Origin of the sequence: Streptomyces sp. NPDC048172 (assembly GCF_043202595.1) — a bacterium.
In the GTDB taxonomy this organism is placed as follows: Bacteria; Actinomycetota; Actinomycetes; order Streptomycetales; family Streptomycetaceae; genus Streptomyces.
Map to the genome: position 1 here is coordinate 1,634,907 of NZ_JBIDAT010000001.1, position 15,784 is coordinate 1,650,690.

At 71.6% G+C, this 15,784-nt stretch carries 12 protein-coding genes; 8 read left to right on the forward strand and 4 right to left on the reverse strand.

Features of this window, described 5'->3' with window-relative positions:
* Nucleotides 1–27: 27 nt before the first annotated feature.
* On the forward strand, nucleotides 28–1,536 hold the full coding sequence (locus ACGF3A_RS07550) for a hypothetical protein (protein WP_393726729.1): 1,509 nt from the start codon (nucleotides 28–30) through the stop codon (nucleotides 1,534–1,536).
* A gap of 7 nt (nucleotides 1,537–1,543) precedes the next feature.
* Here the strand turns inward: ACGF3A_RS07550 and ACGF3A_RS07555 are convergent, their stop codons facing one another.
* Nucleotides 1,544–2,662 (reverse strand): PucR family transcriptional regulator, encoded by a 1,119-nt coding sequence (locus ACGF3A_RS07555; RefSeq protein WP_393726731.1) that lies wholly within the window; start codon nucleotides 2,660–2,662, stop codon nucleotides 1,544–1,546.
* Nucleotides 2,663–2,852: 190 nt separating this feature from the next.
* Here ACGF3A_RS07555 and ACGF3A_RS07560 point away from each other — a divergent pair, with 190 nt between their 5' ends.
* From ACGF3A_RS07560 to ACGF3A_RS07570, 3 genes are all read left to right on the forward strand, one after another.
* Entirely contained in the window at nucleotides 2,853–3,779 is a 927-nt protein-coding gene (locus ACGF3A_RS07560) for a proline dehydrogenase family protein (RefSeq protein ID WP_393726733.1), read from the forward strand.
* 42 nt (nucleotides 3,780–3,821) lie between these two features.
* Complete coding sequence (gene pruA / locus ACGF3A_RS07565; RefSeq protein ID WP_393726735.1) at nucleotides 3,822–5,453, forward strand: L-glutamate gamma-semialdehyde dehydrogenase; 1,632 nt, start codon at nucleotides 3,822–3,824, stop codon at nucleotides 5,451–5,453.
* 282 nt (nucleotides 5,454–5,735) lie between these two features.
* A complete protein-coding gene (locus ACGF3A_RS07570; RefSeq protein ID WP_393726737.1) occupies nucleotides 5,736–5,867 on the forward strand; it encodes a hypothetical protein in 132 nt (43 codons plus the stop codon).
* Nucleotides 5,868–5,883: 16 nt separating this feature from the next.
* On the opposite strand, the gene ACGF3A_RS07575 is transcribed toward ACGF3A_RS07570, so the two are convergent.
* Nucleotides 5,884–7,557, reverse strand: a complete 1,674-nt coding sequence (locus ACGF3A_RS07575; protein ID WP_393726739.1) for a purple acid phosphatase family protein — start codon at nucleotides 7,555–7,557, stop codon at nucleotides 5,884–5,886.
* A gap of 135 nt (nucleotides 7,558–7,692) precedes the next feature.
* Between ACGF3A_RS07575 and ACGF3A_RS07580 the strand changes: the two genes are divergently transcribed.
* Nucleotides 7,693–8,733: a 3-isopropylmalate dehydrogenase gene (locus tag ACGF3A_RS07580; RefSeq protein ID WP_393726741.1), complete on the forward strand. Its 1,041-nt coding sequence runs from the start codon at nucleotides 7,693–7,695 to the stop codon at nucleotides 8,731–8,733.
* Nucleotides 8,734–8,970: 237 nt separating this feature from the next.
* Nucleotides 8,971–10,074, forward strand: a complete 1,104-nt coding sequence (locus tag ACGF3A_RS07585) for a branched-chain amino acid aminotransferase (RefSeq protein WP_393726742.1) — start codon at nucleotides 8,971–8,973, stop codon at nucleotides 10,072–10,074.
* 70 nt (nucleotides 10,075–10,144) lie between these two features.
* On the opposite strand, the gene ACGF3A_RS07590 is transcribed toward ACGF3A_RS07585, so the two are convergent.
* Nucleotides 10,145–11,227, reverse strand: a complete 1,083-nt coding sequence (locus ACGF3A_RS07590) for a S1 family peptidase (RefSeq protein ID WP_393727213.1) — start codon at nucleotides 11,225–11,227, stop codon at nucleotides 10,145–10,147.
* A gap of 287 nt (nucleotides 11,228–11,514) precedes the next feature.
* On the opposite strand from ACGF3A_RS07590, the gene ACGF3A_RS07595 reads away from it, so the two are divergent.
* Together ACGF3A_RS07595 and cimA are read left to right on the forward strand one after the other, a co-directional pair.
* Nucleotides 11,515–12,813, forward strand: a complete 1,299-nt coding sequence (locus ACGF3A_RS07595) for a TolB family protein (protein ID WP_393726744.1) — start codon at nucleotides 11,515–11,517, stop codon at nucleotides 12,811–12,813.
* Nucleotides 12,814–13,109: 296 nt separating this feature from the next.
* Nucleotides 13,110–14,750, forward strand: a complete 1,641-nt coding sequence (gene cimA, locus ACGF3A_RS07600) for a citramalate synthase (protein ID WP_393726746.1) — start codon at nucleotides 13,110–13,112, stop codon at nucleotides 14,748–14,750.
* A 53-nt stretch (nucleotides 14,751–14,803) separates the two neighbouring features.
* Here cimA and sph read toward each other — a convergent pair whose 3' ends face one another.
* Nucleotides 14,804–15,778, reverse strand: a complete 975-nt coding sequence (sph, locus tag ACGF3A_RS07605; protein WP_393726748.1) for a sphingomyelin phosphodiesterase — start codon at nucleotides 15,776–15,778, stop codon at nucleotides 14,804–14,806.
* Between the last annotated feature and the right edge of the window lie 6 nt (nucleotides 15,779–15,784).

The following is a 15,784-nucleotide window of genomic DNA, read 5'->3' on the forward strand; positions in this document are numbered from 1 at the left end:
GGGAGCGGTGCGAGCGTCGTCAGGGCCATGACTCTCGACGATCTTGACGAACTCCTCCACTCCTGGGCGTCCCTGTACGACGACTTCCCCTCCCAGGGCCCCGAGCCCGACGGGGTCGTGTCCCACTGTGCCGGTGAGCTCGCCGACCACCTCGACGAGCACCTCACCGGCGACCCCGACGGCGACTCCGACGGCGATTCCGACGGCGACCCCGACGGCGAGGCGCCGTATCTCTGGACGTTCGGACTGGTGGTCATCGGCCGCCATCTGACCTGGCTGCCCGGCAAGGGCGTCCTCCCGCTGGCGGTCGGCGCCCTCAAGGAGACCGACGTCGAGTTCCGCGACCGGCCCTGCGCGCACGACACGCACCCGTACGAGGAGCACGAGGGCGAGGACGACGCGGAACTGCTCGGGCGGCTGCGCGAGCTGGCCGACGAGACGATCGAGTGGCGCGGCGAGGGCACCCGCGAGCAGTGGCGCTGCCCGCGCAACGTGGCCGGGTTCGCGCGCATAGCCCTCGACATCATCGAGCCCGGCTCCGTCACGGACGTACCGCCCCGGCTGCCGGCCGAGGCGGACCAGGAGATCGAGGAGCTCTCCGCGCTGCTGCACGGCTACCCGAAGCTGTGGACGGACATCAACGAGACGATCACCTCGCACGCCGAGTCGCTGAGACGGGCCCGGGGCGAGGAGCTGCCCGGGCGCATCATGACCGCCAGGGCCCTGGGCTGGTACGCGGTCTCCGGCATGGTGCGCGACAAGGCCGTCCTCGACGCGCTGGCGGAGGCGATGGACGCGGCGTACGCCCAGCTCACCGACGCGACGTGCGAGCACGACTGGCACGCCCGGCTGCCGGAGGACGGACCCAGCGCGGCCGAGATCGGCGTCATCCTGAGCAGCCCCGGCGGGCGGGCCACCTTCGAGCGCAGCCAGCGGCGCTCGGGCCGTGCCCCGATGGAACGGGTGGTGTGCCCTGTCTTCGCCCGCCGACTGGCGGTCGAGTCGCTGCGCCAGGTCGAGGAGCGCCGCGAGGCGCTGTTCGGCGAGCGGGAGACCGCGCACCTGGACGCCGTGTATCTGCTGGACGGCGGAGCGCTGGACATCGAGAAGATCGCCGAGCGGATCGACAGGAAGGCGTGGAACGAGGAGTTCGCCGACGACCTGGGCCTGTGGGCCGCGCGCCGGTACGAGCGGAGCGAGGACGCACGCGAGCGCGCCGCGCTGCTGCTGACGGCATATCAGACGATGAGCAACGCCTACCCGAGCCCGGTGCTGGCCGCCGTCAAGGGCGTCCAGTCCGTCATGCGCCCCGTCGCGGCGGCGGACGCCGGGGAGTGCGCGCACGAGGACGCGCACCCGGCGCTGCGCTACGTCCACTTCCGCAAGGGACTCCCGCACCTGGTCGCGCCCGACGTCCACCCGGCGGACCCGGAGGAGTCCCGCTCCCTGGAGTCCTGGACCTGCCCGGTCTTCGCGGCGGAGGTCGCGCGGGAGTGCCTCAAGGACCTGGAGGGGCTCTATCCGGAGGAGGCGTAGGGGCCGTTCACAGCCGGGTCACCTTCAGCGCCATGTGGAGCAGCAGTCGATCCTCGCCCTCGTTGAGGTCCAGGCCCGTCAGCCGCTCCACGCGCGAGAGGCGGTAGTAGAGCGTCTGCCGGTGGATGCCGAGCGCCGCGGCGGAGCGGCTGGCCTGGCCCGCGCAGTCGAGGAACACCTCGGCGGTGCGGGCCAGTTCGCGATGGGCGGGCGACAGCAGCTCCCGTACGGCCGGGTCGGGCTCGGCGCGGGGGAGGCGGGCCAGCATCCGGTACGGGCCGATGGCCGCCCACTCGGCGACCGTACCGTCCTCGGCGCGCGCGGCCCGAGCGGCGGCCCGTGCCTCGCGCCAGGCCAGGTGCAGCCCGGCGACCCCGGTGCGGGGCGCGCTCAGTCCGGCGCGCACGCCCGGCGTACCGGTGGAGCGCAGCAGCCGCTCGGCGGCGGCGCGCGCGGGCCCGGGATCGCCCGAGGAGCGCAGCCGGACGAGCGCCGCGAGCGCCCCGTCCAGCACGCACTGCGCGGCGAGGTGCGGCTGACCGGTGGGGGAGGAGCCGCCGTCGGCCCAGGGCTCGACGGCGACGAGCGTGAGCGGGCCCGAGGCCGCGGTGCCCAGCGCGGCCCGCAGCTCCTTCTCCGCCTCCTCGCGCGCGGGCCCGGTGAGCGCGTCGGCCAGCAGCTCCCCGGTGCGCGCCTCCGCGCGCGCCTGTGCGGCGAGCAGCGAGCCGATGCGCCCCGCGGTCGCCATCGCGGCGTCCATCCGGGGTCCGTCGAGCTCCAGGGAGCCGTCGTCGAGCAGCCAGATGTAGCCGTAGGCCACGCCCCTGTCCCGTACGGGCAGGCAGATCCGGCCGTGCACGACCCCGGCCGCCGGGTCGGGCGGGACGCGGACGGGCGCGGTGGCGCGGGCGATGCCGAAGCTCTCGAAGAAGGCGCGCACGGCGGCGGTGGACCGGCGGTGCAGGATCGAGCGCGTACGGACCGGGTCGAGGGCGAGGTCCGGGACCTCGGTGGCCCCTTCATGGGCCCCGAAGGCGATCAGCGCGAAGTCCCGGCCCTCCAGGGTCGCGGGCGTGCCGAGCAGCGCGGAGACCTCGTCGATCAGGTCCTGATAGTCCTCGCGCATGCTTCTCCTCCGCCTCCCGCGGCGCTCGCCGCACTGCTGCCCCGACCATTCTCATACATCTGTCTGAGATGCAGGGCACGGATGCGTGACAACTGTCGATGGTCCGTGCCCGGCGCGATCCTTAGGTTCTGGAGGGCTCCCGCGCTACCGCGCCGATGAGCCCTGCACAAGAACGATCGTGGAGGTGCCCGTGCTGGGTCCTGTGCTCCTCGCCGCCGCGCGCAGCGACAGCATCCGCCGTCTCGTCTCGGCCGCGCCGGTCACCCGCCCCATGGTGGACCGGTTCGTGGCGGGCGAGCAGCTCGACCACTGTCTCCAGTCCGTCCAGTCGCTCGCCGGCCGGGGCCTGGAGGCGACCATCGACCATCTGGGTGAGGACATCACCGAGCGGTCCGAGGCGCTCCGCAACCGCGACGCCTATCTCGCGCTGACCGACGCGCTGGCGGCGTCCGGGCTGGGTGAGCGCGCCGAGATGTCGGTGAAGCTGTCGGCCTTCGGCCAGGCCCTGACGGGCGGGCACGACCTGGCGTACGAGAACGTGCTGCCCGTCGTCGAGGCCGCCGCCGCCTCCGGCACCACGGTCACCCTCGACATGGAGGACCACACCACCGTCGACTCGACCCTCGCCATCCTCGGCGAGCTGCGGAAGCGCTTCCCGCAGACCGGCGCCGTGGTGCAGTCCTACCTCTTCCGCACCGAGGACGACTGCCACGCGCTGGCGGGTGAGGGCTCCCGCGTCCGTCTGGTGAAGGGCGCCTACAAGGAGCCCGCCGAGGTCGCCTTCCAGGACAAGCGCGAGGTCGACAAGGCGTACGTGCGCTGTCTGAAGATCCTCATGGCGGGCAAGGGCTACCCCATGGTCGGCTCGCACGACCCCCGCATGGTGGCCATCGCACAGGACCTGGCCGCGCGCTACGGTCGGAAACACGACGAGTACGAGTTCCAGATGCTGTACGGCATCCGCGAGGCCGAGCAGGCGCGTCTGGTGGCGGACGGACACCGGATGCGCGTCTACATCCCGTACGGCACCGACTGGTACGGCTACTTCATGCGGCGGCTGGCCGAGCGCCCGGCGAACATGGCGTTCTTCCTGCGATCGCTCGTCTCCCGCCGCTGACCCCCGACTTCCCCCTCCGTACCGACGACCCAAGGAGCAACCGTGGACGCTGTGACCCAGGTCCCCGCCCCGTACAACGAGCCGGTGCACGGCTACGCCCCCGGCAGCCCCGAGCGCGCCCGGCTGGAGGCCAAGCTCAAGGAGCTGGCCGAGAACCCGATCGACCTCCCCATGACGATCGACGGGGAGAAGCGGATGGGCGGCGGCGAGCGCTTCAGCGTCGTGCAGCCGCACAACCACAAGGCCGTGCTCGGCACCTACGGCAACGCCACCAAGCAGGACGCGCAGGACGCGATCGACGCGGCCCTCGCCGCGGCCCCGGCCTGGCGCGCGCTGTCCTTCGACGACCGCGCGGCGATCATCCTCAAGGCCGCCGAGCTGCTGTCCGGCCCGTGGCGCGAGACCATCGCCGCCTCGACCATGCTGGGCCAGTCCAAGACCGCGCAGCAGGCCGAGATCGACGCGCCCTGCGAGCTGGTCGACTTCTGGCGCTTCAACGTGCACTTCGCGCGTGAGCTGATCACCGAGCAGCCGCTGGTGCAGCCGCACGGCATCTGGAACCGCATGGACCACCGCCCGCTGGAGGGCTTCGTCTACGCGGTCACGCCGTTCAACTTCACCGCCATCGCGGGCAACCTGCCCACGGCCCCGGCGCTGATGGGCAACGTGGTGGTCTGGAAGCCGTCCCCGACGCAGACCCACTCCGCGATCCTCCTCATGCAGCTCCTCGAAGAAGCGGGCATGCCCAAGGGCGTCATCAACCTGGTGACGGGTGACGGCAAGGAGGTCTCCGAGGTCGCGCTGCCGCACCCGGAGCTGGCCGGCATCCACTTCACCGGTTCGACGGCGACCTTCCAGCACCTGTGGGCCGAGGTCGGCAAGAACATCTCGGGCTACCGCTCGTACCCGCGCATCGTCGGCGAGACCGGCGGCAAGGACTTCATCGTCGCCCACCCCTCCGCGGACCCGGCGATCCTGAAGACCGCGATCACCCGCGGCGCCTTCGAGTACCAGGGCCAGAAGTGCTCGGCCGCCTCGCGCGCCTACGTCCCGCGCTCCATCTGGGAGAGCGGCTTCAAGGACGCGCTCGCCGAAGAGGTCGGCGGCCTGAAGATGGGCGACGTCACGGACCTGTCGAACTTCATCGGCGCCGTGATCGACGACCGCGCCTTCGCCAAGAACAAGGCCGCGATCGACCGCGCCGCCGCCGACCCGACGTGCGAGATCGTCGCGGGCGGCACCTACGACGACAGCGTCGGCTACTTCATCGCGCCGACCGTCATCGCCTGCTCGGACCCGGAGAACGAGGTCTTCAAGACCGAGTACTTCGGCCCGGTCATCGCCGTCCATGTCTACGAGGACGCGGAGTGGGACGCGATGCTGGAGCAGATGGAGTCGGCCTCGGCGTACGCGCTGACCGGTGCCGTGCTGGCCCAGGACCGCGCCGTCCTGGCCGCCGCCTCCGAGAAGCTCCGCTTCGCCGCGGGCAACTTCTACCTGAACGACCGTCCCACCGGGTCGATCGTCGGCCAGCAGCCCTTCGGCGGCGCGCGTGCCTCCGGCACGAACGACAAGGCCGGGTCGAAGTTCAACCTGATCCGCTGGTCCTCGCCGCGCGCGATCAAGGAGACCCAGGTCGCGCCGACGGACTACCGCTACCCGCACATGGGCTGACCTCCCCGGCAGCCCCTGGAAACAGGCCCCTCGCACATGCGGGGGGCCTGTGCCGTCTCAGATAGTAGGAAGCCCAACTAATTAGCGAGACATCACGGCTCCTGGCTCCTATCTTTGTAGGAGCCGAACGTCCCGCTCCATCGAGCGTTCTCGGATGCGAGGCCAGTGCGCCCACGCAGGCGACCCCTGCCGCACCGGCCGTCCCCGCGGCTCATCTCCCGGTCTCCGGGATCTCCCCGATCCTCGTGATCTCCGTGCGCTGTGCGAAGGAGTTGCTCGCTCATGGCCGCGTCCACCACCCGCCCCGTCTCCGCTCCCCGCGTCCGCCGCCGCCGGGCCGCCGCCCTCACCCGCGACGAGGAGCGCCGCCAGGCCGCCGAGGCCCTCCAGCGCGCCTTCGACCGCCGCGGCTGAGCCTCGGCCGCTCTCCTCAGTCCCCTTTCCCCTCCCTCTCCACCACGAAGTGGTCGATCCGCTTGCCGGACGCGGCCAGGGCCGTGACCGAGAGCGAGGGCCTGGCCCCGGGACCGCTCCCGGGCCGGGACTCCACCGCCAGGAACGAGAAGCCGGTGTAGCGGACCCGTGACCACGCGACCCGGTCCGGGTTCCGCTCCTTGTCCTCGGTCCAGTGGAAGGTGGAGACGCTCTCGCGCTCCTCCTCGTGGCCCTCGTAGCTGTCCGGCACGGGGAAGTCGTAGAGCTTCTTGCCCCCGCCGCCCGCCGTCACGTAGACCGTGCCGTCCTTCCCCGGGTCGGTCGTCTCCCCGACGGCCAGCTTCCGCGTGGGCTCGCCGCCCCGTACGGGGTCGGTGCGCTCGTACACATGGTTGTGCCCGTTGATCACCAGGTCGACCTTGAACCGCTCGAAGAGGTCCACCCAGGCGTCGCGGACGCCGCCGTCCGAGGCGTGGGTGCTCGTGGAGTACGCGCAGTGGTGGAAGAAGACGACGACGAAGTCGATCCCCTTCTCCCCGCGCATCCGCTGCAGCGTGCGCTCCAGCCAGCGCGTCTGCGCGCCGTCGGTGACGCCGCGGTTGGCGGGGATCTCGTACGAGACGTCGTTGGCGTCGAGCGCGACGACGCCCGTGTTGCCGTAGGTGAAGGAGTAGACGCCGGGCGCCTTCTCCGCGTCCGGGCCGTTGTCCGGGAGCGTCCAGCGCGCGGACTGGCCCCCGTAGCCGTCCGGGGAGTACCAGGCCTCCATGTCGTGGTTGCCCGTCGTCACCATCCAGGGCACCCGCGAGGCCACCGACTCGGTCTGCGCGAGGAACTGGTCCCACACCCGCGCGTCATAGGTGTCGGTCTTCTTGCCGTGCCCGGTCTCGTCCGCGTAGCAGAGGTCGCCCGCGTGCAGATGGAAGGCCGGGTTCTGGCCGAGGATCAGCTGGTCGTTGGCGAGCGCGTCGTAGCCGACGCCCTGGTCGCCGAAGGCCGTGAAGACGAACCGCCCGTCCGTCCCCGCGGGCGCGGTCGTGAACGTGCCGACGGTGCCCAGCCGTTCGGCCGTCGCCGGGTCGAAGCCGTCGTGGCCGACGCCGTAGTAGTACGTCGTGCCCGGGCGCAGCCCGTCCAGCGCGGCGTGCAGATAGAACTGCTCGACGTCCGGCAGGTCCTCCGTGAGCGACGGCGTGTGCAGCTCCCGCACCTCGGCCGCGACCCGCTGGTCCAGCTCCCAGGGGCGCGCGCCCACACGGACGTACGGGTTCCGCACGGCGAACGGGACCTGCCAGGAGATCCGCATCCGCGTCCTCGGGTCGGCCCCGAAGGCGAGATGGCGGCCGAACGGCGCGACCAGCGAGCCGTCCACCTTCAGCGGCGAGCGGGCGGGTGCCGCCGTCCCGTCGGCGGGACCCGCGCTCCCCGCGGCCCCTCCACCCCCGCCGCCCAGCGCCCGGTCCGAGCCGATCACGAGCCCCGCCGTGCCCAGGGCGCCCGCGGCGGCGAGACCGCCGCCCGCCAGGACGTCCCGCCGCGAGAACCGGGACGCGCGCCGGGGCGTGCGCCGGGCCAGCTTCGCGCGCAGGTACTCGTGCTGCTCGGCCATGCTCATGCGTGCCGCGAGGTGTTCGGGAACGCCCATGTTCGGGAGGTCGCCTGCAGTCATGCAGCCAAGTTCCCAGCGGGCGCCAACTCCCGGAAGGCCCCCGGGCGTACGCGCGGTGAACGGCACCCGAGCGGCGCTGTCCGGAATCTGGACAGTGCGTGTCAGGACCTGGAACGGGAGAGTAGGGTCTCCCGCATGTCTCGCAGCATCAGCCTCGCAGTGATCCCCGGTGACGGAATCGGCCCGGAGGTCGTCTCCCAGGGACTCAAGGTCCTGTCCGCCGTCCTTCCGCAGGACGTGAAGCTGGAGACTGAGGAGTACGATCTCGGCGCCCGTCGCTGGCACGCGACCGGCGAGACGCTCCCGGACGAGGAGATGGAGCGCATCAAGGGGCACGACGCGATCCTGCTGGGCGCCATCGGCGACCCGGGCGTGCCCTCGGGCGTGCTGGAGCGCGGGATGCTGCTCAAGCTGCGCTTCGCCTTCGACCACTTCGTCAACCTGCGCCCCTCGAAGCTCTTCCCGAACACCGCCTCGCCGCTCGCGGGCGAGCCGGACATCGACTTCATCGTGGTCCGCGAGGGCACCGAGGGACCGTACGTGGGCAACGGCGGCTCGATCCGTACGGGCACCGAGCACGAGATCGCCAACGAGGTCAGCGTCAACACGGCGTACGGCGTCGAGCGTGTGGTCCGCGACGCGTACGAGCGGGCCCAGGCCCGTCCCCGCAAGAAGCTGACCCTGGTCCACAAGAACAACGTGCTCGTGCACGCCGGCCACCTGTGGAAGAACATCTTCGACCGCGTCGGCCGCGAGTACCCCGAGGTCACCACCGACTATCTGCATGTCGACGCCGCGACGATCTTCATGGTCACCGACCCGGCGCGCTTCGACGTGATCGTCACCGACAACCTCTTCGGCGACATCCTCACCGACCTGGCCGCCGCCGTCAGCGGCGGCATCGGCCTCGCCGCCTCCGGGAACATCAACCCGACGCGTTCCTTCCCCTCCATGTTCGAGCCCGTGCACGGCTCGGCGCCCGACATCGCGGGCCAGGGCAAGGCGGACCCCACCGCGACGGTCCTCTCCGTCGCCCTCCTGCTGCGGCACCTCGGCTACGAGCCGGAGGCCGTCCGTATCGAGGAAGCCGTCACCGCCGACCTCGCGGAGCGCGGCTCGGGCACGCGGACGACCGACGAGATCGGCGACGCGCTCGCGGTACGAGTAGCGGGCTGAGGCTCGGACTCCCGCTCTTCTCCAGCGGCCGGGCCTCGCGCCCGGCCGCTGTGCTACTTGGCGGTTGGGTGTCACCATCTATCCCAGGACCGCCCACCCCACCCGTGTCCTCCCTGCGACCCCTCGCGCGCGATAATCGAACGTGAGGCCGCCGCATCCGGGGAAGCTCGGACGTCCTAGTACCGGAAGGACGACGGGAGCGCGGTCCGACACGACACAAGCGAAGGACGCGCTCACATGACGACGCCCCGAATCGACTTCGATCTCAAGCCCTCCGCACAGCCGCTTCCCGGCGCGGAACGCGATGCGGTGCTGGCGAATCCCGGCTTCGGACGCTACTTCACGGACCACATGGTCACGATCAAGTGGACCGAGGGCCGCGGATGGCACGACGCGCAGCTCCAGCCCTACGCGCCGCTCCAGATCGACCCCGCGAACATGACCCTGCACTACGCGCAGTCGATCTTCGAGGGGCTCAAGGCCTACCGGCAGCCCGACGGCTCGGTCGCCGTCTTCCGCCCGGACGCCAACGCGCGCCGCTTCCAGCGCAGCGCCCGCCGCCTGGCCATGCCCGAGCTGCCCGTCGAGACCTTCATCGAGGCGTGCGACCTGCTGGTCAAGCAGGACAAGGAGTGGGTGCCGGGCGTCGGCGAGGAGTCGCTGTACCTGCGTCCGTTCATGTTCGCGAGCGAGGTCGGGCTCGGTGTGAAGCCCGCGAACGAGTACACGTTCATGGTCATCGCCTCGCCCGCGGGCTCGTACTTCCCGGGCGGCGTCAAGCCCGTCTCCGTCTGGCTCTCCGAGGAGTACGTCCGCGCGGCGCCCGGCGGCACCGGCGAGGCCAAGTGCGCGGGCAACTACGCCGCGTCGCTGGTCGCCCAGAAGGAGGCCGCGGCCCACGGCTGCGACCAGGTCGTCTGGCTGGACGCGATCGAGCGCCGCTGGATCGAGGAGATGGGCGGCATGAACCTGTACTTCGTGTACGGGAAGGGCGCCGACGCCAAGGTCGTCACCCCGTCCCTGACCGGGACCCTCCTCCCCGGCATCACCCGCGACTCCCTCCTGCGGATCGCCGCCGACCTGGGGTACGCCACGGAGGAGGCCCGCATCTCCACGGAGGACTGGCGGCAGGGCAACGAGGACGGCTCGATCAGCGAGGTCTTCGCCTGCGGCACCGCCGCCGTGATCACCCCGGTCGGCGAGGCGAAGTCGGCCCGCGGCGAGTGGACGGTCGCCGACGGCGGCGCGGGCGAGATCACGATGAAGCTCCGCGAGACCCTGCTGGCCATCCAGACGGGCCACGCGGCGGACACCCACGGCTGGATGCACAAGCTGGGCTGACCCCTCCTCGCCCCGCCGTCCGACCGGGCCCGCTCCCTGCCGTGGGAGCGGGCCCGGTCGGCGCTGCGGGTCAGTAGACCTTCACGCCGTACGCCGAGAGGGCTTCGGCCACCGGCTGGTGGAGGGCCGAGCCCTGGGTGCCGGTGCAGCCGGAGGAGCCGGAGTGGATGCCGAGCGCGGTGTTGCCCGCGAAGTGGGCGCCGCCGCTGTCGCCGCCCGCGGAGCAGGCGGTGGTGCGGACGAGGCCGGAGACGACGTTGCCGTCGCCGTAGTTGGCGGTGACGTTGACCGCCGTCACCTTGCCGCTGGTGACCTTGGTGGTGCTGCCGCTCTTCTGGAGGGCCTGGCCCACGACGGCGTTGGCGGCGCCGGTGATGTCGCGGCTGGAGCCGTTGTAGAGGTTGACGTTCCCGGCCGGGTTCTGGCCGCTCACATAGCGGACGAGGCTGTAGTCGTTGCCGGGGAAGCTGTGCTTCTCCTGCTTGCCGATCGCCGCGCCGCCGTTCGTCGCGCTCCAGGTCGTGGCCGACTCCGCGCAGTGACCCGCGGTGAGGAAGAAGCGGGTGCTGCCCTGGGTCACGTTGAACGCCGCCGAGCAGCGGACCCCGCCGCCGTAGATCGCGTCGCCGCCGAGCACCTCCTCGCGCAGCACGCCCGGCACGCGGGTGACCTGGACCGCGCCGCTCCGCTTCTCGGCGACGGATCTGAGCTTGGCCAGCTTCTCCCCGGTCACCGTCGAGTCCGCCTCCACGACGACCTGGTTGCGGCGCGGGTCCACGCCCCACGACGTACCCGGGACGGCGGCCTCGCGGCCGAGCGCGGTCATGGCCGCGTCCAGCTCGGCGCCGCTGCGCTTGACGAGCTTCGCGCGCACGCCCGCCGCGCGGACCTCGCCCGCGGCCTTCTTGTTCGTGACGGTGACGACCAGGCGGCCGGTCTTCGCGTCGAGGAAGCTGCCCGCGCTGCGCGCGCCGAGGGCGTGGCTGAGCTGGGCGTCCCGGGTGTAGTCCGAGGCACTGGCCCGGACGCCGTTGCTCCGTTCGTCCGGCGAGGGCTCCCCCGAGGGGTTCGAGCCCGCGGCCGAGGCCAGGGTGGCGGGGATCAGGGTCAGCGCCGCTGCGCTGGCGAAGGCGATGGTCACACGCTTGCTCAACACGGTTTCTCCCGTCTGGCGATCTGGTATGGACCTGTCAACCGACGCCCAGCAGTAAACCGCCGAAGCCCCGGTCGCGGGAGAGTGCGCGTACGCATTGCCGGAAACAGCCGGGACCGTGGGAACCACGGGATGGGCTGAGCTGTCCCTGCCTGCATACGGACTCCCAGATCCTTGCGAAGGTTGTACGCAAAAGTGCGGATTGTCCACTGCGGACGCTATGCGCTTTGCTTTCTCCGTGCCCCCGGTGACGGGCCGTGGGGATGACACGCTTTCAGGGGGAAACAGTGCGATCTGTCATGCGTACGGCCGTGGGGGCCGTTCTCGCCTCCGGACTCACGGCGGGGGTCCTCGCGAGCGGCGCGGCCGCGGGGGAGCGGGACGGCGCTCCCGAGGACAGGGCGGCGAAGGCCGCGAAGGGCATCGAGCGGATCAGCACCGCGCCCGACGGCAAGGAGGGCGACGGCTTCTCGGGCCGCGCCTCCCTCAGCGCCGACGGCCGCTACGCCGCCTTCACCTCCCGGGCCTCGAACCTCGTGCCCGGGGACACCAACGGCGTGGACGACGTGTTCGTCCGCGACCTGAAGACCGGCAAGACGCAGCGCGTCAGCCTCGGCGCGGGCGGCGCGCAGGCCGACGCCGCCTCGGACGACGCGGCGATCAGTGCCGACGGCCGCCATGTCGCCTTCTCCTCCGAGGCCGGGAACCTCGACGGCGACGCCAAGGGCTCCCACGTCTACGTCCGCGACCTGAAGAAGGGCACGACCGAGCGGATCAAGGACGACGTCGGCGCCCCCGCCTTCGACCGCTCCGGCAGCCCGGCGCTCAGCGCGGACGGCCGTACGGTCGCGTTCCAGGTCTGGAAGTCCGAGGTCCAGCCGGGCGGCGACGACGGCCGGATCTACGCGCTCGACCGGGACTCCGGCAAGCTCACCCGCGTCAGCCAGGAGCCGAGCGGTGAGAACGACGTCCACGCGGGCATGCGCCCCAGCGTCAGCGCCGACGGCGCCAAGGTCGGCTACCAGTGGGCCGAGACCCAGCGCACGGGCCGCCGCGACTGGAGCGACCTGTACGTCTACGACCTGCGCGGCGGCAAGCGCGTCCAGGCCGACGTGACCCAGGGCGGCGCCACCGCTGACGCCCACGCGGAGGGCCCGCGGATCAGCGCCGACGGCCGCTCCCTCACGTACCACTCGCCCGCGACGAACATCGTCCCCGACGACGGCAACGGCACGCAGAACGTCTTCATCCGGGACCTCGACAAGGGCACGACGAAGATGATCAGCGCGGAGAACAAGGACTGGGCCGTCTACGGCGCCAGCCTCAGCCGGGACAACGGCAAGCTGCTCTTCACGGCCGGGGCGCCCGGCGGCGGCTCGGAGTCCCACGCCTATCTGCGCGACCTGCGCACCGGCGCGACGACGCTGGTCAGCGCGGCGACGGACGGCAAGCCCACGAAGTACTCCGCCACCGCGGGCGACATCGACCGCACCGGGAAGACGGTCACCTTCACCTCGGCCTCGGACGACCTCGTCGCCGGTGACAGCTACGACACCACGCACGTCTACGCCCGGCACGCCCAGTAGCGGGCCCGCATCGTGAGACGGGGGCACGCCCGGTGGGCGTCTTGTGCCAGACTCCGGGCGTGCCCTCGTTCGTCATGATTATTGGCAGCAAGCGCGCCGGTCCGCAGTGACCGTCCGTACGACCCCCGTACGGCACGGCCACCGTGCCCCAGACCCGCGCGCAGACCTCTCGCACCCGCGAGGGGTTTTTTCGTTTTCCGGCCCACCGCAGCCGGGGGCGGAGGCGCGAGGGAGGATGGGGGCAAGTGGAGCCGATACTTCCGGATCCCTCGCCATGCCCAGGAGAGCTCACCGTCATGACCACGGAAAAGCCCGACGACACCCCGGACGGCACCCCCGACGACACCTTCCACGTCTTCGACACCACGCTGCGCGACGGCGCCCAGCGTGAGGGGATCAACCTCACCGTCGCCGACAAGCTGACCATCGCGCGTCACCTGGACGAGTACGGCGTGGGCTTCATCGAGGGCGGCTGGCCGGGCGCCAACCCGCGCGACACCGAGTTCTTCGCGCGCGCCCCCAAGGAGATCGGCTTCCGCCACGCACAGCTGGTCGCCTTCGGCTCGACCCGCAGAGCGGGCGTACCCGCGCAGATCGACCCGCAGGTCAAGGCCCTGGTCGACTCCGGAGCGCCGGTCGTCACGCTCGTCGCCAAGGCGCACGACAAGCACGTCGAGCTGGCGCTGCGCACCACCCTGGAGGAGAACCTCGCGATGATCCGCGAGACCGTCTCCTACCTGCGCGAGCAGGACCGCCGCGTCTTCGTCGACTGCGAGCACTTCTTCGACGGCTACCACGCCAACCCGGCCTACGCGAAGGACGTCGTGCGCACCGCGTACGAGGCGGGCGCCGACGTGGTCGTGCTCTGCGACACCAACGGCGGCATGATCCCGGCCCAGATCCAGGCCGTCGTACGGACCGTGGCCGCGGACACCGGCGCCCGGCTCGGCATCCACGCGCAGGACGACACCGGCTGCGCGGTGGCCAACACCCTCGCCGCCGTGGACGGCGGCGCCACCCACGTCCAGTGCACCGCCAACGGCTACGGCGAGCGCGTCGGCAACGCCAACCTCTTTCCCGTCGTCGCCGCGCTGGAGCTGAAGTACGGCAGGAAGGTGCTGCCCGAGGGCGCGCTGCGGGAGACGACCCGGGTCTCGCACGCCATCGCCGAGGTCGTCAACCTCACCCCCTCCACCCACCAGCCCTACGTCGGCACCTCCGCGTTCGCGCACAAGGGCGGGCTGCACGCCTCCGCGATCAAGATCGACCCGGACCTCTACCAGCACATCGCCCCCGAGGCCGTCGGCAACACCATGCGGATGCTCGTCTCCGACATGGCCGGACGCGCCTCGGTCGAGCTCAAGGGCAAGGAGCTGGGGTACGACCTGGGCGGCGACCGTGACCTCGTCGGCCGGATCGTGGAGCGGGTCAAGGAGCAGGAGCTCCAGGGATACACGTACGAGGCCGCCGACGCCTCCTTCGAACTGCTGCTCCGCGACGAGGTGCACGGCAGGGCCCCCGGCGGCCAGGCACCGCGCTTCTTCCGGCTGGAGTCCTGGCGCGCGATCGTCGAACAGCGCCCGGACGGCGCGCAGGTCAACGAGGCGACGGTGAAGCTCTGGGCCAAGGGCGAGCGCGTCGTCGCCACGGGGGAGGGCAACGGCCCCGTCGACGCGCTGGACCGCGCGCTGCGCGCCGGTCTGGAGCGCACCCACCCCGAGCTCGCGAAGCTCGCCCTGGTCGACTACAAGGTCCGCATCCTGGAGGGCGCCCAGGGCACCTCGTCGACCACGCGCGTGCTGGTCGGCATGAGCGACGGCGGTACGGAGTGGACGACGGTCGGTGTCGGCGACAACGTGATCGCCGCCTCCTGGCAGGCGCTGGACGACGGCTACACGTACGGCCTGCTGCGCGCGGGGGCCGAACCCCGCGAGTGAGCGGGTGGCCCCGGGCGCGGCGGGCCGTACGTCCGGGGCCGTTCCTCAGCGGCTCACTTCCCGATCAGCGGGTAGTGGTCGGACATGTTCGTGTACGTGTACTCCTTGCCCCAGCTGCTCACGGTCCAGGGCGCGGAGCTCTCGTCCACGACGTGGTTGTTCCAGCCCTCGGGACGCGCGTGGCCCTCGCGGTGCAGGACGTAGTCGAGGTCCTCGCTCGGGTAGCCCGGGTAGCGCTCGGCAGCGATCGAGTTGTCCTTCGTGTCGAAGGAGGGGCCGCGCCCCGTGCGGCTGTCGGAGTCCGCCAGCCCCGCGTCGGAGAGCATCGAGGCGTGCTCGGGGCCGTTCCGGTCGACGTTGAGGTCGCCCGCGACGAGGACCTGCTCGTCCTCGGGGATCTTCTTGCCGTCCAGGAAGGCGTCCAGCTCCTTGAACTGGGAGCCGCGGATCCGCGCCGCCTCCCCGTCCCCGCAGCCGTCGTCGGTCGACTGCGTGTGCGTGCCGACGACATGGACCTTGGTGCCCTTGACGTCCAGGACCGCGTAGACGAAGCCCTTGTTGGACATGTTGTCGCTGCCGCAGCCCTCCTTGTAGACGTACTGCTCCTTGCTGAGGACCGGCCACTTGCTCAGCAGCGTCACGCCGCCGTCCTCGGGCGTCGTGCCGGAGTACGCGCCGTGCGTGGCGTCCCAGCCGTCCTTCGAACGGCCCACGACGGGGGTCTGGTGCGGGTACTGCTTCGAGGCGTTCGCCTTGAGCGCGTCGGAGGAGGAGTTGTCGAACGCCTCCTGGAGGACGACGACGTCGTTGCCCTGGAAGTAGTCCGCCTTCGGTATCTCCGTGGCGCGGTGGTCCTGGCCCCAGTTGGGGTACAGCGTCTTGCTCATCAGGAAGACGTTGTAGCTGAGGATCTGGACGCGGGGCGGTGCCTCCTGGGCCGCGGCGGGCGTGGCGCCCAGCAGGGGGGTGGCGGCGAGCGCGGCGCAGACGGCGGACGCGCACGCGAGACGGGCGGGGCTGCTGCTCACAGAGCT